Annotated in this window: 14 protein-coding genes and 2 pseudogenes; 12 read left to right on the top strand and 4 right to left on the bottom strand. The window is 67.6% G+C overall.

Annotated features, from left to right (window positions below; translation table 11 throughout):
• The first annotated feature begins 33 nt into the window (after positions 1-33).
• From LPA45_RS19430 to LPA45_RS19420, 3 genes are all read left to right on the top strand, one after another.
• Complete coding sequence (locus LPA45_RS19430; protein ID WP_367395088.1) at positions 34-948, top strand: alpha/beta hydrolase; 915 nt, start codon at positions 34-36, stop codon at positions 946-948.
• Between the two features lie 353 nt (positions 949-1,301).
• Complete coding sequence (locus LPA45_RS19425) at positions 1,302-2,801, top strand: aldehyde dehydrogenase family protein (RefSeq protein WP_317920597.1); 1,500 nt, start codon at positions 1,302-1,304, stop codon at positions 2,799-2,801.
• Between the two features lie 14 nt (positions 2,802-2,815).
• Positions 2,816-2,929 carry an aldehyde dehydrogenase family protein gene (locus LPA45_RS19420; protein WP_116322706.1) on the top strand — a complete coding sequence of 38 codons (114 nt, stop codon included), beginning with the start codon at positions 2,816-2,818 and terminating at the stop codon, positions 2,927-2,929.
• Positions 2,930-3,018: 89 nt separating this feature from the next.
• On the opposite strand, the gene LPA45_RS19415 is transcribed toward LPA45_RS19420, so the two are convergent.
• Entirely contained in the window at positions 3,019-4,185 is a 1,167-nt protein-coding gene (locus tag LPA45_RS19415) for an acyl-CoA dehydrogenase family protein (RefSeq protein ID WP_116322707.1), read from the bottom strand.
• 299 nt (positions 4,186-4,484) lie between these two features.
• Between LPA45_RS19415 and LPA45_RS19410 the strand changes: the two genes are divergently transcribed.
• From LPA45_RS19410 to LPA45_RS19375, 8 genes and pseudogenes are all read left to right on the top strand, one after another.
• Positions 4,485-5,387 carry a MaoC/PaaZ C-terminal domain-containing protein gene (locus LPA45_RS19410; protein ID WP_317920596.1) on the top strand — a complete coding sequence of 301 codons (903 nt, stop codon included), beginning with the start codon at positions 4,485-4,487 and terminating at the stop codon, positions 5,385-5,387.
• A 23-nt stretch (positions 5,388-5,410) separates the two neighbouring features.
• Positions 5,411-6,703: pseudogene (locus LPA45_RS19405) on the top strand (acetyl-CoA hydrolase/transferase family protein); the annotation flags it as partial.
• A gap of 69 nt (positions 6,704-6,772) precedes the next feature.
• The gene (locus tag LPA45_RS19400) at positions 6,773-7,981 is read left to right on the top strand and encodes an acetyl-CoA C-acetyltransferase (RefSeq protein WP_317920632.1); all 1,209 of its coding nucleotides are present in this window, start codon (positions 6,773-6,775) and stop codon (positions 7,979-7,981) included.
• Between the two features lie 135 nt (positions 7,982-8,116).
• Complete coding sequence (locus LPA45_RS19395) at positions 8,117-9,103, top strand: tripartite tricarboxylate transporter substrate binding protein (RefSeq protein ID WP_317920595.1); 987 nt, start codon at positions 8,117-8,119, stop codon at positions 9,101-9,103.
• 94 nt (positions 9,104-9,197) lie between these two features.
• A complete protein-coding gene (locus tag LPA45_RS19390; RefSeq protein ID WP_317920594.1) occupies positions 9,198-10,355 on the top strand; it encodes an acyl-CoA dehydrogenase family protein in 1,158 nt (385 codons plus the stop codon).
• A gap of 84 nt (positions 10,356-10,439) precedes the next feature.
• The gene (locus LPA45_RS19385) at positions 10,440-11,738 is read left to right on the top strand and encodes a CaiB/BaiF CoA-transferase family protein (RefSeq protein WP_317920593.1); all 1,299 of its coding nucleotides are present in this window, start codon (positions 10,440-10,442) and stop codon (positions 11,736-11,738) included.
• A 50-nt stretch (positions 11,739-11,788) separates the two neighbouring features.
• Positions 11,789-12,421, top strand: coding sequence for an AraC family transcriptional regulator (locus LPA45_RS19380; RefSeq protein WP_317920592.1), 633 nt, complete (start codon positions 11,789-11,791; stop codon positions 12,419-12,421).
• Between the two features lie 131 nt (positions 12,422-12,552).
• On the top strand, positions 12,553-14,085 hold the full coding sequence (locus LPA45_RS19375; protein WP_317920591.1) for a class I adenylate-forming enzyme family protein: 1,533 nt from the start codon (positions 12,553-12,555) through the stop codon (positions 14,083-14,085).
• Between the two features lie 41 nt (positions 14,086-14,126).
• Here the strand turns inward: LPA45_RS19375 and LPA45_RS19370 are convergent, their stop codons facing one another.
• The gene (locus tag LPA45_RS19370; protein WP_116322715.1) at positions 14,127-15,029 is read right to left on the bottom strand and encodes a LysR substrate-binding domain-containing protein; all 903 of its coding nucleotides are present in this window, start codon (positions 15,027-15,029) and stop codon (positions 14,127-14,129) included.
• A 216-nt stretch (positions 15,030-15,245) separates the two neighbouring features.
• Between LPA45_RS19370 and LPA45_RS19365 the strand changes: the two genes are divergently transcribed.
• The gene (locus tag LPA45_RS19365; RefSeq protein ID WP_317920590.1) at positions 15,246-15,896 is read left to right on the top strand and encodes a TetR/AcrR family transcriptional regulator; all 651 of its coding nucleotides are present in this window, start codon (positions 15,246-15,248) and stop codon (positions 15,894-15,896) included.
• 89 nt (positions 15,897-15,985) lie between these two features.
• Here LPA45_RS19365 and LPA45_RS19360 read toward each other — a convergent pair.
• A pseudogene (locus LPA45_RS19360) lies at positions 15,986-16,105 on the bottom strand (tripartite tricarboxylate transporter substrate-binding protein); the annotation flags it as partial.
• A 259-nt stretch (positions 16,106-16,364) separates the two neighbouring features.
• Positions 16,365-17,564, bottom strand: coding sequence for a CaiB/BaiF CoA-transferase family protein (locus LPA45_RS19355; RefSeq protein WP_317920589.1), 1,200 nt, complete (start codon positions 17,562-17,564; stop codon positions 16,365-16,367).
• Positions 17,565-17,651 lie beyond the last annotated feature (87 nt).

Genomic DNA, 17,651 nt, shown 5'->3' with positions numbered 1-17,651 from the left:
GCCGCCATCGCAGCGCAAGCGCAGGAACCTGACATGGAAAAGATCCGCTTCAAGAACCGCAACGGCGCCGACATCACCATGGCCGCCATCATCCACTTCCCCACCGGCTTTGACAGCAGCAGGCAATACCCCGCCGTGGTCGTCGCGCACCCGGGTGGTGGCGTCAAGGAACAGACCGCCGGCCTCTATGCCAGCAAGCTGGCCGAGCAGGGCTTCGTCAGCATCGCCTTCGATGCCTCCTACCAGGGCGAAAGCACCGGCGAGCCGCGCCAGCTGGAAGACCCCCATGTGCGCACGCAGGACATCAGCGCGGTGATCGACCACCTGACCACGCTGCCGTACGTCGACCGCGAGCGGGTCGGCGCGATGGGCATCTGCGCGGGCGCCGGCTATACCGCCAACGCGGCCATCAACGATCGCCGCATCAAGGCGGTCGGCACGGTCAGCGCGGTCAATATCGGCTCGATGTTCCGCAATGGCTGGGACAACAACGTCAAGTCAGCCGACGCCATCCCGCTGCTGGAGCACGGCTCGCAGGCCCGCACCACCGAGGCCGGTGGCGCCGGCACCGTCACCATTCCGCTGGCGCCGCTGCGCAAGGAAGATGCGCCCAACCAGGAACTGGAAGAAGCCTGGGAGTACTACCACACCCCGCGGGCCCGGCACCCGACCGCGCCGGGCTTCGCCACCGCGCGCAGCCTGAACCAGATCATCACCTACGCTGCCTACAGCATGGCCGATGTCTTCCTGACGCAGCCGCTGCAGATCGTGGCCGGCAGCGAGTCAGGCAGCAAGTGGATGAGCGACGACCTGTTCCACCGCGCGGCGAGCCAGGACAAGCATTTCCACGTGGTCGAGGGCGCCAGCCACATGTCCCTCTATGACGTGCCGCAGTACGTCGACGAAGCTCTCTCGAAGCTCGCGCCGTTCTTCCGGTCGCATCTGTAAGCGGGCCGCGCCGCCCGTCTCACCGGGGGCTGCAGTGCGCCAGTTGTGTGGCGCACCGTAGCCCCTCTCTTCAGCTTTCCCGGATTCGAGTCGATTGCGGCAAGCCTGCGCGGCAGGATCGCGCTCGTCCCGCGTTCGTGGCAAAGCCTTCCCAAAGTACGGCACAGATGCGTGAACGTGCTTGCCGCGCGGGCCATCCGTCGATGAAATGGCCCGCTATCCCCTTATCGCCCCTTATGGCCCCGCTCTTATGGCCCTTATGGCCCTTATGGACCTTATCGCCCTTTTCGTCCATATGGCGCGCCGATGCGGATCCAGCCATTGCCCCCTCACCGCCAGACAAGGAACCAAGAATGGCCACTGACACCCCTACCGCAAATCTCCCGGACACCGGCCTCTCCCGCGCCCGCGCGTGGATCGACGCCCGCCCCAAGCGCCTGCTGATCGGCGGCCGCTGGGTGGAGGCAGCTTCCGGCAAGACTTTCGACGTCATCAATCCCGCGACCGAGGCGGTGCTGTGCCGGGTGGCCGAGGCGGACAGCGCCGATGTCGACGCCGCCGTGGCCGCGGCGCGGCAGGCCTTCGACAAGTCCCCTTGGGTCGGCCTGTCGCCGCACGCGCGCACACGCGCGCTGCTGCGCATCGCCGACCAGGTCGAGCGCCATGCCGACGAACTGGCCGCGATCGAGACCCTCGACAACGGCATGCCCTTGTGGTTCAGCACCGCCGTGGCCAATAACGCCGCCGATATCTTCCGCTACTACGCGGGCTGGTGTTCGAAGGTGCTGGGCAGCACGATCCCTTCCGACGCCCAGACCTTCATCTATACGCTGCGCGAGCCGCTGGGCGTGTGCGGGCAGATCATCCCGTGGAACGTGCCGATCCTGATGGCGTCGATCAAGCTCGCCAACGCGCTGTGCTGCGGCAATACCCTGGTCCTCAAGCCCGCGGAACTGGCCTGCCTGTCGTCGCTGCGGCTGGCCGAACTGGCACTGGAAGCCGACCTGCCGCCGGGCGTCATCAACGTGCTGCCGGGTTTCGGCACCACCGCCGGCGCTGCGCTGGCGCTGCACCCGGACGTGGACAAGATTGCCTTCACCGGCTCCACCGCGATCGGCAAGCAGATCGTGCGCGACTCGACCTCGAACCTGAAGAAGGTGACGCTGGAACTCGGCGGCAAGTCGCCCAACGTGATCTTCGCCGATGCCGACCTGGACAAGGCGGTGCAGGCCGCGGTCAAGACGTTCTGCGGCAATTCCGGCCAGGTCTGCTCCGCCGGCACCCGGCTTTTCGTCCATGAGAGCGTGCATGACGAAGTTGCCGAGCGCGTCACCCGGCTGGCCGCCACCTACACGGTCGGCGATCCGCTTGCGCCAGACACGAAGCTGGGGCCGCTGATCTCGGCCCGCCAGCGCGACCGGGTGCGCTCCTGCATCGATGCCGGCCAGTCCGACGGCGCGGCACTGCGCCTGGGCGGCAAGCCGTGGCAAGGCAGCGGCTACTTCGTCGAGCCGACGGTGTTCGACGGCGTGCGCAACGGCATGCGCATCGCGCAGGAAGAGATTTTCGGGCCGGTGCTGTCGATCATCCCGTTCCGCGACGAAGACGATGCCGTGTTCCAGGGCAACGACACCACCTACGGCTTGTCCGCCGCGGTCTGGACGCGCGACGTTGCCCGCGCCCACAAGGTCGTACGTGCACTGAAGGCCGGCCGCGTATGGATCAACACCTACGGCGAGTCCGATCCCGTCATGCCGTTCGGCGGCTACAAGCAGTCCGGCTGGGGCCGCGAGTTCGGCCAGGAATCGATCGACGCCTACACCCAGGTCAAGGCCGTGATGCTGCGGATGTAAGCGTCAGCAACGACATGACCATCGCCCGCGAGGAAATCTTCGGCCCGGTCGCCGCGGTCATGCCGTTCGACACCGCGGAGGATGCGCTGCGCATCGCCAATGACACGCTGGTGCGTCGGGGCACCTGAAACGCCAGCGTTAGCGCTCAGGGCCGGTATGCACAAGCCGGCGCGCAAGCGCGCTGGCCCGAAGCGGCATCGGCGGCCGCCCTGCCCGCTCAGAACGAGCGCGGCAGGCCCAGGATGTGTTCCGCGACGTACGAATAGATCAGGTTGGTCGAGATCGGCGCAACCTGGTACAGGCGCGTCTCGCGGAACTTGCGTTCGACGTCGTATTCGCAGGCAAAGCCAAAGCCGCCGTGGAACTGCAGGCAGGCGTTGCCGGCTTCCCAGCTGGCCTTGGCCGCCAGGTACTTGGCCATGTTGGCCTGGGCGCCCATCGGCTCGTGCTTGTCGAACAGTTCGCAGGCCTTCCAGCGCATCAGGTTGGCGGCTTCCAGTTCGATGAAGGACTCGGCGATGGGGAACTGCACGCCCTGGTTCTGGCCGATCGGGCGGCCGAAGACTTCGCGCTCGCTGACGTACTTGGTGACGCGGTCCATGAACCAGTAGCCGTCCCCGATGCACTCGGCGGCGATCAGCGTGCGCTCGGCGTTGAGGCCGTCGAGGATGTACTTGAAGCCCTTGCCTTCCTCTCCGATCAGGTTTTCCTCGGGGATTTCCAGGTCTTCGAAGAACAGCTCGTTGGTCTCATGGTTGACCATGTTCGGGATCGGCCGCACGGTCAGGCCCTTCTTCTGCGCTTCGTGCAGGTCCACCATGAAGATGGACATGCCTTCGCTTTTCTTCTTCACGTCGGCCAGCGCGGTGGTGCGCGCCAGCAGGATCATGAAGTCGCTGTGCTGTACGCGGCTGATCCACACCTTCTGGCCGTTGACGACATAGCGGCCGTCCTTCTTGACCGCCGAGGTCTTGATCTTGGTGGTGTCGGTGCCGGTGGTGGGCTCGGTCACGCCCATCGACTGCAGGCGCCATTCGCCGGAGGCGATCTTCGGCAGGTATTTGTCCTTCTGCGCCTTGGAGCCGTGGCGCAGCAGCGTGCCCATGTTGTACATCTGGCCGTGGCAGGCACCGGAATTGCCGCCGCTGCGGTTGATTTCTTCCATGATGACCGAGGCTTCGGTCAGGCCCAGGCCCGAGCCGCCGTATTCCTGCGGGATCAGCGCCGCCAGCCAGCCGGCCGCGGTCAGTGCGTTGACGAAGGCCTCGGGGTAGGCGCGCTGCTCGTCGACTTTGCGGAAGTACTCATCCGGGAATTCGGCGCAAAGCGCGCGCACGGCGTCGCGGATTTCTTGGTAGTTGTTCGATTGGGTCTGTTCGATCATGGCGCGTCGTTGGCGTAGGTACGGACGAAATTGCGGACGGAGTTTGCGGCGCTTCGGTCCCACGGATGGCTCATGGGGACGACCGAGGCTGTCTTGGCCGCAATAGTCGCTGCGATCGCCGCCTCGGGCAATCAGCCATTGCGAAAGCGCGCCTTCCACTGCGCTTAAGGCCGGCATCCCGGGCCCGAGGTGCCGTTTTCGCAAACGCCGAAGCCGACCATTGGCATTGTCAAATAGCGCAAAACCCACTTTGGCGACATTCTCACGGCTATCTCCTGATGAAGACATAGGACCCGCACATGGCAGTGAGCTACCAGCACCTCAAGCAGCGCCCGTTCGCCCCCGTACGCCAGCGCTATACCGAGCGCGACACCATGCTGTATGCGCTCAGCCTGGGGCTGGGCAACGATCCGCTGGACGCGGCCGCCCTGCCCTTCGTGTTCGAGGGCGCCGCCGGTGGGTTGCGCACGCTGCCGTCGCAGGCCGTGGTGCTGGGCTATCCCGGCTTCTGGGCACGCGAGGCCGATACCGGCATCGACTGGGTCAATCTGCTGCACGGCGAGCAACGCATGCGGCTGCACCGCCCGCTGCCGGCCAGCGCCGACATCGTCGGCCACAACCGCATCACGCACCTGACCGACAAGGGTGAAGGCAAGGGCGCGATCATGGTGACCGAGCGCCGGCTCGAAACGGCAGACGGCGAACTGCTGGCGACGGTGCAGCAGGTCAGCTTTCTGCGCGGCGACGGCGGCTACAGCCAGCGCGACGGCGGCCAGCCCAGCGACGATCCGCTGCCCGCTCTGCGCCCCACCCCGGAGGACCGCGCGCCGGACTTCACCGACATCCAGGCGATCCGCCCCGAAGCCGCGCTGCTGTATCGCCTGATGGGCGACTTCAACCCGCTGCATGCCGACCCGGCAGTCGCCAAGGCAGCCGGTTTCGAGCGTCCGATCCTGCACGGCCTGGCCAGCTACGGGCTGGTCGCGCATGCACTGGTGCGCCAGTGCGCGGACCACGATCCGTCCCGCCTGCGCGCGCTGGATATCCGCTTCACCGCGCCGGTATTTCCCGGCGAAACGCTGGTCACCGAGATCTGGCGCACGCCGCGCACGTCCGGAAGCCCGAACCACTTCCAGGTGCGTGCCCGCGTGGCCGAGCGCGACAAGGTTGTGCTCAGCCACGGCTGGGCCGAGATCGCCTGAGTTCGCAGCGCCCCATGCACCCTATGCATCCCGCTACCGTGGACAACAACAACCTGGCCGCCGCGCTGCAGGCACTGCTGCACCCCGGCGACCATATCTGGTGGGGCCAGGCCACCGCCGAGCCGCTGACGCTGACGCGCGCGCTGGTCGAGCAGCGTCACGCGCTCGCTAAAGGTGGCAGGCTCAGCGTGTTTGTCGGCATCGGCCAGTCCGACACGCTGCAGCCGGCGCAGGCCGACGTGATCGACTTCTTCGGCTATGCCGCCAGCGGCCCGCACCGTGCGCTGGCCAGGGCCGGCGTGCTGGACATCGTGCCCAGCCACTACTCGCACCTGCCCGGCCTGATCCGCGACGGCGCGCTGCGCGCCGACGTAGTGCTGGTACAGGTGTCGCCGCCCGACGAGGAAGGCCGCTATAGCATGGGCCTGGTGCATGAGTACATTCCCGCGGCGCTCGACCGGGCCCGCGTGATCGTCGCCGAGGTAAACCCGGAAGTGCCATGGACCTATGGCAGCCGCCACCTCACCGCTGACGAGATCGACCTGCTGGTCGATGCCGCGCATGCGCCGATCAGCCTTGACCGCAGCGCTCCCGGCGCGGCGGAACAGGCGATCGCCCGCCATATCGCGGGCTGGGTCGAGGATGGCGCAACGCTGCAGATGGGCATCGGCAACCTGCCCGAGGCCGTGGTGGCCGCGCTGCACGACCGCCGCGACCTGGGCCTGCACAGCGGCGCGGTCGGCGACGGCATTGCCGCGCTGGCCGAGGCCGGCGTGCTGACCAATGCGCGCAAGAGCATCGATACCGGCATCGGCATCGGCGGCATCCTGATGGGCAGCGAGCGCCTGCGCCGCTGGGCCCACCGCAACCCGAAGCTGCAGCTGCGCGAGACCAGCTACACGCATCATCCCGAGGTGCTGGCCAGCATCGACAAGCTCACGGCGATCAATTCGGCGATCGAGGTTGACCTGACCGGCCAGGTGAATGCCGAAGTGGCGGCTGGCGTTTATGTCGGCGCGGTTGGCGGCGCGGTGGACTTCCTGCGCGGCGCCGCGCGCAGCCGCGGTGGCCTGCCCATCGTCGCCCTGCCCGCGACCGCCAAGGGCGCGAGCCGCATCGTGGCCCAACTGTCGGGCCCGGTCAGCACGCCGCGCTCGGATGCCGGCCTGATCGTCACCGAACACGGCGTCGCCGACCTGCGCGGCCAGACCCTGTCGCAGCGCGTGCGCCGCATGCTGGACATCGCCGCGCCGGAACACCGCCAAGACCTGGAGCGCCAGGCCCACGCCCTGCTGCGCCAGTGCGGCGCGGTTTTCGTTGCCACCGGGGCACGGCCTGACCGGGCCCCAGCTTCGCTACCCAACAGAATTTCCAAGGAGACTTCCATGCGCCGAGCCGCAATCGTCACCCCCCTCCGTACTCCCGTCGGCACCTTCGGCGGCAGCCTGCGCCCCGTGTCCGTCGAGGAACTGGCCGCCACCACCGTGCGCGCCGTGGTCGAACGCAGCGGCATCGACCCCGCCCGCATCGACGACGTGGTCTTTGCCCAGTCCTACGCCAACAGCGAAGTGCCCTGCGTGGGCCGCTGGGCCGCGCTGCAGGCTGGCCTGCCGGTCGAAGTGCCGGGCATGCAGCTGGACCGCCGCTGCGGCGGCGGCCTGCAGGCCATCGTCACGGCGTCGATGATGGTGCAGAGCGGCGCTGCCGACGTGGTCATCGCCGGCGGCGTCGAGAGCATGAGCAATATCGAGTACTACACCACCGACATGCGCTGGGGCTCGCGCTCGGGCAACGTGAAGTTCTACGACCGCCTCGACCGCGGCCGCGAGCGTTCGCAGCCGGTCGAGCGCTTCGGCAAGATCTCCGGAATGATCGAGACCGCCGAGAACCTGGCGCGCGACTACGGCATCAGCCGCGAGCAGGCCGACGCGTTCTCCGTGCGCAGCCACGAGCGCGCAGCGGCGGCGTGGGAATCGGGCCGTTTCGACGCCGAGATCGTGCCGGTGCAAGTGCCGCAGCGCAAGGGCGACCCGGTCACGTTCGCGCGTGACGAGGGCTTCCGTCCCGGCACCTCGATGGAAAGCCTGGGCAAGCTGCGCGCGCTGATGCCCAATGGCACCGTCACGGCCGGCAACGCCAGCCAGCAGAACGATGCCTCGGCCGCCTGCCTGATCGTGGCCGAAGACAAGCTGGCCGAACTGGGCCTGACCCCGATGGCGACGCTGGTGGGCTGGGCCGCCGCGGGCTGCGAGCCGTCGCACATGGGCATCGGCCCGGTGCCGGCGGTGAAGAAGCTGCTCAAGCGCCTGAACCTGACGCTTGACCAGATGGACCTGGTGGAACTGAACGAAGCCTTTGCCTGCCAGGTGCTGGCCGTGCTGAAGGGCTGGGAATGGAACGACCAGGACGCGATCGAGCAGAAGCTCAACGTGAACGGCTCGGGCATCTCGCTGGGCCACCCGATCGGCGCCACGGGCGTGCGCATCCTGGCCACGCTGCTGCACGAGCTGCAGCGCCGTGGCGGCCGCTATGGCCTGGAAACCATGTGCATCGGCGGCGGCCAGGGCATCGCCGCGGTATTCGAGCGCTGCTGATCGCGCGCTTTCGATCTGCCTTACCTGTCCGCAGTACCGCACGGCCCCATCGGGAGCGAGGAGCCGTGCCTGCCTGCTTGCATGGCTGTCTGCATTATCCGCATTACGTATTACGCATTACGTAGGAGAAGTATCTTGATTTCCACCTCACGCCGCCACCTGCTGTTGTCCGGACTGGCCCTGTGCGCCGCAACCCTGGCCAGCGGCCCTGCCGCCGCGCAGGGCAACGGCCAGCCGGTCCGCCTCGTGGTCGGCTATGCCGCGGGCGGCCCCGCAGACCAGGCCGCGCGGCTGTTCGCGGTATCGCTGGGCAAGGCGCTCAACGCCACCGTCATCGTCGACAACAAGCCCGGCGCCAATGCCACGCTGGCCGGGTATGAAGTGGTGCGCGCCAAGGCGGACGGCGCCACGCTGTGGTTTGCCGCCAGCGCCGCGCTGACGGTGGCGCCGAACATCATGAAGAGCCTGCCCTTTGACCCGGCCCGCGACCTGACGCCGGTGGCCCCGGTGGCGCGCTACTACAACATGCTGGTGGCCAACACGAAGGAGCCGTTCAAGACCACGCAGGAACTGGTGGCGTACGCCAAGGCCCATCCGGGCAAGCTCAGCTACGGCTCCTCCGGCGTGGGCAGCTCCAACCACGTCGCCATGGCGCTGTTCGCGCGGCAGGCGCAGGTCGATCTGAACCACATCCCGTACAAGGGCAATGCCCCTGCCATGACCGACACCATCGGCGGCCAGATCGACATGATGTTCGACATCATCAGCACCGCCAGCGGCTATGTGCAGAGCGGCAAGGTCAAGCCCATCGCCGTGGGTTCGCCCAGGCGCAATCCGTCGCTGCCCAACGTGCCGACCTTCCGCGAAGCCGGCATTCCAGCGCTGAAAGACTACGAGGCCGGTGGCTGGTATGCCATCTACGCGCCCAAGGGGCTGGCGCCGGAACTGACGCAGAAGCTGGCGACCGCGGTGCGGCAGGCCGTGGACGATGCCGAACTCAAGAAGCGCTACGCCGAACTGGGCTACGAGCAGTGGAGCGGCACCACGCAGGACGTCGTCAACACCGCCGCGCGCGAGCGCACGCAGTGGGCCGGCGTGCTCAAGGGCGTGACGCTGGACTGAGCCTCCTTCTCGTCCCGCACATTGCCCCCCCCTATGCCGCGCACATTGCCCCCCACTCGCCCCCGCACCGACCCGACACTGAGGAAACCCCGACATGATCCGCGATAACGACACCCTGGAAGCCCTGCTCGACAGCGTGCGGCGCTTCGTGCGCGAACGCCTGGTGCCCGCCGAGGCACTGGTTGCCGAAACCGATGAAATCCCGCAGGACATCGTGCAGGACATGCGCGAGATGGGCCTGTTCGGCATGACCATTCCCGAGCGCTTCGGCGGCCTGGAACTGACCATGGAAGAAGAAGCGCGCGTGGTCATGGAGCTGTGCCAGACCTCGCCGGCGTTCCGCTCGCTGCTGGGCACCACCGTCGGCATCGGCTCGCAGGGCATCCTGATGGACGGCACGCCCGAGCAGCAGCAAGCCTGGCTGCCGCGCCTGGCCACCGGCGAGATCCTGGCCTCGTTCGCGCTGACCGAGCCGGATGCGGGTTCGGATGCTGGCTCGCTGCGCACCACTGCCGTCAGGGACGGCGACCACTACGTGGTCAACGGCACCAAGCGCTTCATCACCAACGCGCCGCAGGCCGGGATGTTTACGCTGATGGCCCGGACCAATCCGGACATCAAGGGCTCGGCCGGGGTCTCGGCCTTTATCGTCGACGCGAAGACGCCGGGAATCAGCTTCGGCAAGCGCGACGTCAAGATGGGCCAGAAAGGCGCGCATACCTGCGACGTGATCTTCGAGAACGTGCGGGTGCCGGCGTCCAACCTGATCGGCCTGAAGGAAGGCCAGGGCTTCAAGACCGCAATGAAGGTGCTGGACAAGGGCCGGCTCCACATCTCGGCGGTCAGCGTGGGCGTGGCCAGACGCGTGCTGCGCGACGCGCTCAACTACGCGCTGGAGCGCCAGCAGTTCGGCCAGCCGATCTGCGAGTTCCAGCTGATCCAGGCCATGCTGGCCGACAGCCAGGCCGAACTCTACGCCGCCGAATGCATGGTGATCGACGCCGCGCGCCGCCGCGACGAAGGCAAGAACGTTTCCACCGAAGCCTCATGCTGCAAGATGTTCGCCACCGAGATGGTGGGCCGCGTGGCCGACCGCGCGGTTCAGATTCTCGGCGGTTCCGGCTATATTTCGGAATACGGCATCGAGCGCTTCTACCGCGACGTGCGCCTGTTCCGCCTGTATGAAGGCACCACGCAGATCCAGCAGGTCATCATCGCCCGCAACATGATCCGCGAGGCGCGCGGCGCCTGAGGGCCGAGCTGCCGAGATGCCCCCACGCTGCCCGCCCCGCAACATCCCGCACCGGGCAGCAACGACGCAACCGCCACGATTTCCATGACCGATTCCGCCACCAACTCCCTTCCCGACCTGCCGCCCCCTTCGCCGCGCACGGGCGCGCTGAGCCACCTGCGCGTGCTCGACCTGTCGCGCGTGCTGGCCGGGCCGTGGTCCACCCAGAACCTGGCGGACATGGGCGCCGATGTCATCAAGATCGAAAAGCCCGGCGAAGGCGACGATACCCGCCACTGGGGCCCTCCGTTCCTGTCGGGCGACGATGGCGCGCCCACGCGGCAGGCGAGCTATTTCACCGCGGCCAACCGCAACAAGCGCTCGGTCACCGTGGACATGTCTAAGCCGGAAGGCCAGGCACTGATCCGCGAGCTGGCCCGCCACAGCGACGTCGTGGTCGAAAACTTCAAGACCGGCGGCCTCAAGCGCTATGGCCTGGACTACGAGAGCCTGAGCGCGATCAATCCGCGCCTGGTCTATTGCTCGGTGACCGGCTTTGGCCATACCGGGCCGTACGCCGCCCGCCCCGGCTACGACCTGCTGATCCAGGCCATGAGCGGCCTGATGAGCATCACCGGCCATGCCGACAGCGAACCCGGCGGCGGCCCGATGAAGGTGGGCGTGGCGGTGATCGACCTGTTCACCGGCATGTACGCCACCACCGCGATCCTGAGCGCGCTGGAAGCGCGCCACTACACCGGCCGCGGCCAGCATATCGACATCGCCCTGCTGGACGTGGCGATGGCGGTGCTGGCCAACCAGGGCGCGGGCTTCCTCAATGCCGAGGACGTGCCGCGCCGCCAGGGCAATATCCACCCGAGCGTGGTGCCCTACCAGGACTTCCCCACCGCCGACGGCAACATGCTGCTGGCGATCGGCAACGACGGCCAGTTCGCGCGCTTCTGCGAGGCCGCGGGCGTGGACTGGGCCCGCGACGAGCGCTATGCCACCAACACCGGCCGCGTCAACAACCGCAAGGTGTTGATCGCGATGATGATGGAGCTGACGCGCACCCGCACCACCGCCGGATGGGTCACGCTGCTCGAAGCCAATTCCGTGCCGTGCGGCCCGATCAACAACATCGCGCAGGCGTACGCCGACCCGCATGTGCAGTCGCGCGGCTTGCGCATCGAGCAGTCGCGCTATCCGGGCGAGCAGCCGCCCGCCGGCCAGAGCGTCAATCGGGTAGTGACCGCCGCCAGTCCGCTGCGCCTGTCGGAGACGCCGCCCACGCTGCGCTATGCCCCACCGGCGCTGGGCCAGCACACCGAGGAGGTGCTGCGCGACTACCTGAAGCTCGATGCGGAACAGGTGGAGGCGCTGCGCACCAGGGGCGTGGTGTAAGCCGATACGACGACAAGGCGCTCAGGCGCTTACACGGTTGCCCGAAGACCATGCGCATCGAACTCCAGGCTTTCTCGCATATGCATGTGTCGCGGCTCTTGCCGGCCTTCCCGCTGGTGATCGCCGCGGCGCAGGGCAAGACCCTGGTACGGCGCCGCGGCTTCGAGCGCGTGGTCGTTCCCGGGCAGCCTTTGGTGGTGGCACCCTTCGAAACCGTCGACCTGTACCTCGACGGCGGCGCGATGCAGCCGGCCTGCTGCAGCCTGCAAATGCGGTTGCGGCCCGGCGGCGCGCCCGGCACGTCGCTGCATCACCGGCTGTCGCGGCGCGTCTTCATGCAGCCGCAGCATACATGGAGCGCGGCCTTTATCGCCGGCTTGCTGCGCGCTTCGCCCACGCAGGTGCGGCGCACGCTGTTCTCGGAAGGTGCCGCATTGACGGAACTGTGCCGCACGCAGCGGCTGATGCGGGCCTTGTTCGAGGTCCTGCATGACAATCCCGGCGCCGAGGAACTGAAGCGCCGCATCGGCTGGTTGCCGCGCACCGACCTGGAGGCCGCCTTCTACGACTGGTTCGGCGTCTCGCTGCACGCGCTGGCACGATCCGGCGCCCGGAGGCCTGCCGCCGATGCCACGCGCGCCGCGGCGTTCGTACCGCGCTGGCTGGAACAGCAGATGGCCTGACCCACGCGCTTTCGGCAACCTCGAAAGGGGCCTTTGCCGATGCGCGATTGCAGCGCACCAGCCGCGCACATACACTGGCGTCGTCCGCTTTGCCGGACGGTTTTCTACCCCGCACAAGGACTTTCCGCGCGATGCCCCCGGACCGAGCCAACCTACAACGGATCAGCGACATCCCCCGCCACTGGGCCACCGAGGCCCCTGACCGCGCGGCGGTATTCGAGGATGGCCGCATCGTCACCTTCGCCCAACTGTGGCAGGGAATTGAAGATGCCCAGGCCTGGCTGCAGGCGCAGGGCGTCGGCACCGGAGACCGGGTGCTGGTCGTTGCCGAGAACTGCCTCGCCGTGATCACGCTGGTATTCGCCTTGTCCGAACTGGGCGCGTGGCCGGTGGTGGTCAACGCGCGCCTGTCGGAACGCGAGATCGAGGTGATCCGCTCGCACTGCCAGCCGCGCCTGATGCTGTTTACGCACGCAGCATCGCCCGACGCGCTGCGGCACGGCGTGCGTTACCGTGCCCGCGAGATCGCGCCCACCGGCCTCGGCCCGCTGATGGCCAGCGCGGCCGACAACGCCAGCGAGCGCGAGCCCGAAGCCCTGGCACGCGAGGTCGCCGTGCTGATCTACACCTCCGGCACCACCGGGCAGCCCAAGGGCGTGATGGTGACGCACCGCGGCCTGCTGCACTTTGCCCGCGTCACGGTGGAATCGCGCCGCATGCAGCCTGACGACTGTGCCTATGCGGTCATGCCGATGTCGCATGTCTTCGGACTGGGCACGCTGCTGGTGTCGACCTTCCAGGCCGGCGCGAGCCTCTACCTGAGCGCGCGTTTCAACGCGGCGGACGTCACCGCGGCGATCCGGAAAGGGGCGATCACCCTGCTGCAGGGCGTGCCGACCATGTTCAGCCGCATCCTCGCGCATGTGCGCGCCAGCGGCATGCCGCTGGCGCCGTCACCCAGGCTGCGCTACCTGTACACCGGCGGCGGGCCGCTCGATCCCACGCTCAAGCAGGAAGTCGAAGCGATGTTCGGCCAGCCGCTGCACCATGGCTACGGCATGACCGAATACGCGGGCTCGCTGTTCGTCACGCGCATGAACCGGCCGCGCGCCGATTGCTCGGCGGGTGAGATCGTCGAAGGTGCCGAACTGCAAGTGGTCGGGCCAGAAGGCCAGCCGGTGCCGGCCGGCGAACCCGGCGAGCTGTGGGTCAGGGGCCCCGGTGTCATGCGCGGCTATTACCGGGCACCGGCGCTGACCGCCGAGGCGCTGCGCTCCGGTGGCTGGCTCAATACCGGCGACCTCGGCCGGCTGGGGCCCGACGGCGCACTGTTCATCGTGGGCCGCACCAAGGACCTGATCATCCACTCGGGCTTCAACGTCTATCCGATCGAGGTCGAATCGGTAATCAACACCCATCCCTCGGTGCGCGTGTCGGCCGTGATCGGCCAGCCCGCCGCGGACGGTAACGAGCAAGTGATTGCCTTTGTCGAGATCAAGGACGGCGAGAAGTTCGATGCGGAGGCACTGCACGACTACCTGGTCGACCGCCTGTCGCCGTACAAGCGCCCGGAGAAGATCCTGCGCGTCGCCAGCATCCCGACCACGGCCAGCGGCAAGCTGCTCAAGCACCAGCTCAAGCAGATGGTTTCGCAGCAGAAATAGTGGTAGCGGTAGCGGCGGCGGGGGCGATCAGGCGGGGGCGATCAGTCCTGCCGCCCGAGTCCGTCCTCGACCAGCAAGTCGACCAGCTTGCGTGCGAACAGCGGCAACGCGCCGACATCCGCCACGCACACCTGCAGCTTGCGCTCGGCCCATTCGTCGTTGAGCTGGATGATGCGCAGCGCCATCGTGCCGGCATGCCGCGCGGCCGTGCTCTCGGGCAGCACGCCGACGCCGACATTGGCCTCGATCATGCGGCAGGCAGTCTCGAAATTGCTGACCTGGACACGCCAGCGCAGCTCACGCTGCAGGTCGACCGCGGCACGCTTGAGGAAATTGTGGATGGCACTGGCTTCCGGCAGGCCGATAAAGTCGTAGTCGAGCGTATCGATGAAATCGACGGTGTCGCGCTCGGCAAGTGGGTGGCTCAGCGCGGTCGCGAGCACCAGCCGGTCACGCCGGTAAGGCATGACCTCCAGTCCTTCGGTGCGCACGTTGCCGGCGATGATGCCGATGTCGACCATCCCCTCCTGCACTGCACGCACGATATCCGGGCTGAGCCGCTCCTGCATGTCGATGGTCACGTCGGGATTGTTCACGAGGTAGGTGCGCAGCACCGCGGGCAAAAACTCGCTCATCGCCGTGGTGTTGGCAAAGACGCGCACATGGCCCTTCACGCCGGCCACGTATTCCTGCAGATCGCCACTGAGTTGCTCCAGCTGGCGGATCACGCGGCGCGCGTGGGCCAGCAAGGTCTCGCCGGCACCGGTGACCTTCACGCCCTGGCTGCTGCGGCTCAGCAGCTTGACGCCGACGTACTCTTCCAGGTTCTTGATCCGGGTGCTGGCCGCGGCCAGCGACAGGTGGGAACGCTGCGCGCCGCCGGTCAGGCTCTGGGCCTCGGCAATATGCGTAAACAGTTTCAGATCGACCAGATCAAAGCGCATTACATCGTTCCCTAGCGTGGTACGGGATTATCGCGCAAAGGCGCCGCCCGTACACGACGCCGGTGCGAATGCCGCACTGCGGGGGCGAATATCGCCCAGCGATGGTGGCCTGTGCTGAGGGCTGACAGACGTTAGGTAGAATTTGCGTTGCTGTCGCGGCGCAGCATCCGCCACATTGGCGGCCTGCCCGCGATTTCCCGACAACATCCCCCCATCATGCCCAAGCGCAACGACAACGCCCTCCCCGTCGACACCCGCGAAAAGCTGCTGCGCCTGGCGGCACGCGCCTTCGGCACGCAGGGCTACGCCGCCACCACCATGCGCGGCATCGCCGACCAGGCCGGCATCGAGGCGGCCAGTATCTACTATCACTTTGCCTCCAAGGAAGAGTTGCTCGAAGCGGTGATGGAGCATGGCGCGCAGAGCATCGTCGCCCATACGCGCGCGCGCATCGCGGCGCTGCCGCCCGGCGCCGACGCCGAGCAGCGTTTCCGCGCCGGACTGCTGGGACTGCTGGGCGCCATGGTCGAGTATGGCGACTACACCCTGGCCCAGGGGCGCCAGCTGGCCGAGTTGCCGGACAAGGTGCGCGAGCGCCAGATCCGGCGCCGGGCCAGGCACCAGGAGTTCTGGAACGGCTTGCTGGAAGACCTGCGCGCCGAAGGCCGCTTGCGCGAGGAGGTCGATATCGCGCTGTGCCGCGTCCTTATCCTCAGCACCATTGCCTCGGCGCAGACCTGGTTCAATCCCAAGAAGGGCACCGCCGAAAAAGTCGTCGACCAGTTGTGCGGCATCCTGTTCGAGGGGATCCGGCCGAGACCGGCACGCAAGCCCGTGCGGCGCGGGCCCCGGCCTCGGGCTGGATAGCGGGCTCCAGCCCCTGGGTGGCGCCGAACTCCTTGAAGGCTTGTGTTCCGGCAGCCTTGGTCATGGCCGTGGAAAGCTGGCTGACGATGGCCTGCCTCATACCCCTTCAGGCCAACCTCGTCCAGCGTGGGCGCGTCCGGGAAATACGCGGACCGGCGCGCGCTGGTGACTGCCAGCACGCGCAGGCGCCCCGCCTTGACCAGCGGCAGCGACGTCGCCACCCCGCCAAAGCCGGCGTAACAGCGAGCCATATGGCCCAGCCAGTGCCACGGTCAGGTCGAGCACCCGGATCCCTTCGAGGGGCCGCGATTGATTTGCTGCCACGACTGTCTCCTTTTTCTTGCGCCGGACCGCGTGGCCGGCGCCATGTGTGTGGATTCGATGCTAGTGGAGCGCCCCGGTTGCGCTCAAGTCATCACTGGCGAACCGGTGATTCGCATTGCGCGAATCGCCCTCGCGCGGGCGCGCTCAGACGATGCCGGCCTGGCGCATCGCCTGCACCTGCACGCGGTCGTAGCCGACCTCGGCCAGCACTTCTTCGGTGTGTTCGCCAACGGTAGGCGGCCGCCGCGCCACATCGGGAGGCGTGCGCGACAGCATGGCGGGGGGTGCAACGATGGGCGCCTTGCGTGGCAGCCCGGGATAGTCGAGCCAGATATAGGCGCCGGAATCCTGGATCGAGGCATCGTCCAGCGCCTCGCGCGGTGAATAGATCGGGGCGGCCGGGATCCTGGCCTGCTCCAGCGCCTGCAGCGCTTCGGCGCGGGTGCGGCCGGCGCACCACTTTCCCATCAGGCCGCTGAGGAATTCGCCGTGCTCGCCGCGCCCCAGGTCATCGCCGAAGCGCGGATCGTCGGCCAGTTCCGGCATGCCGACCAGCGTGGCCCAGCGCCGGAACAGCGACTGCCCGATCACCTGGGCAATGATCCAGCCATCGGTCACGCGGAAGATGTCGGAGGGGCCATAGGACGGGCTACGGTTGCCGATCGCCCGCCGGTCGAGGGACAGCGCGGCTTCCTCGATCAGCGCGCCGCTGGACAGGTTCAGCGCGGTCTGCAGCAGCGAGGCCTCGACGCATTGCCCGCGCCCGCTCATGCGGCGTTCATACAGCGCCATCACCGTGCCGAGCGCGCAAGACAGCGCCGTGGAGAAATCGACCACCGGCACCATCGCCTTGGTCGGGCTGTCGGGCGTGCCCGACATATACACCGCGCCACTCATCGCCTGGCCGACGCCATCGAAGCCGACGCGGTGGCCCGCACCTTCATGCGAGCCGAATGCGGTGGAAGCGGTCAGGATGATGGCGGGATTGATCGCGCTCAGCGTGGCGTAGTCCAGCCCGAGATTCGCCAGGGTCCGGGGCGGCATGTTGGCCACCACCACGTCGGCGGTCTCGACCAGGCGGCGTACCACCTCGCGGCCTGCGTCGCTGTCGATGTCCAGCGTGATCGAGCGCTTGTTGCGGTTGCACTGCAGGAACAGCGCGCCCTCACCCGATTCCGTGACCGGCACGATAAAGCGGTCTTCACTGCCGCCGACCCGGTCGATGCGGATCACATCGGCGCCGTAGTCGGCAAGCAATGCCGCGCAGAACGGCCCGGCGATAAAGCGTCCGAAATCGAGGACGCGGATTCCTTCAAGCACCTTGGACATCTTGTTCGTTTCCATGTTGACTTCACTGCCATGCTGGAAACGATCGTGGCCGCCGCACGCCTGGCAGTCAACGCAGATACCCGCGGTGTTCCGTGCTTCGAA

The sequence above is a fragment of the Cupriavidus sp. Agwp_2 genome (assembly GCF_040784895.1).
In the GTDB taxonomy this organism is placed as follows: Bacteria; Pseudomonadota; Gammaproteobacteria; order Burkholderiales; family Burkholderiaceae; genus Cupriavidus.
Note: the sequence above shows the minus strand (reverse complement) of the source record. Positions and strands in the feature narration are given on the sequence as shown.

Coding starts and splice junctions, on each gene's coding strand:
- LPA45_RS19430 (WP_367395088.1), top strand. CDS start 34: ATGGAAAAGATCCGCTTCAAGAACCGCAACGGCGCCGACATCACCATG.
- LPA45_RS19425 (WP_317920597.1), top strand. CDS start 1,302: ATGGCCACTGACACCCCTACCGCAAATCTCCCGGACACCGGCCTCTCC.
- LPA45_RS19420 (WP_116322706.1), top strand. CDS start 2,816: ATGACCATCGCCCGCGAGGAAATCTTCGGCCCGGTCGCCGCGGTCATG.
- LPA45_RS19415 (WP_116322707.1), bottom strand. CDS start 4,185: ATGATCGAACAGACCCAATCGAACAACTACCAAGAAATCCGCGACGCC.
- LPA45_RS19410 (WP_317920596.1), top strand. CDS start 4,485: ATGGCAGTGAGCTACCAGCACCTCAAGCAGCGCCCGTTCGCCCCCGTA.
- LPA45_RS19400 (WP_317920632.1), top strand. CDS start 6,773: ATGCGCCGAGCCGCAATCGTCACCCCCCTCCGTACTCCCGTCGGCACC.
- LPA45_RS19390 (WP_317920594.1), top strand. CDS start 9,198: ATGATCCGCGATAACGACACCCTGGAAGCCCTGCTCGACAGCGTGCGG.
- LPA45_RS19385 (WP_317920593.1), top strand. CDS start 10,440: ATGACCGATTCCGCCACCAACTCCCTTCCCGACCTGCCGCCCCCTTCG.
- LPA45_RS19380 (WP_317920592.1), top strand. CDS start 11,789: ATGCGCATCGAACTCCAGGCTTTCTCGCATATGCATGTGTCGCGGCTC.
- LPA45_RS19375 (WP_317920591.1), top strand. CDS start 12,553: ATGCCCCCGGACCGAGCCAACCTACAACGGATCAGCGACATCCCCCGC.
- LPA45_RS19370 (WP_116322715.1), bottom strand. CDS start 15,029: ATGCGCTTTGATCTGGTCGATCTGAAACTGTTTACGCATATTGCCGAG.
- LPA45_RS19365 (WP_317920590.1), top strand. CDS start 15,246: ATGCCCAAGCGCAACGACAACGCCCTCCCCGTCGACACCCGCGAAAAG.
- LPA45_RS19355 (WP_317920589.1), bottom strand. CDS start 17,564: ATGGAAACGAACAAGATGTCCAAGGTGCTTGAAGGAATCCGCGTCCTC.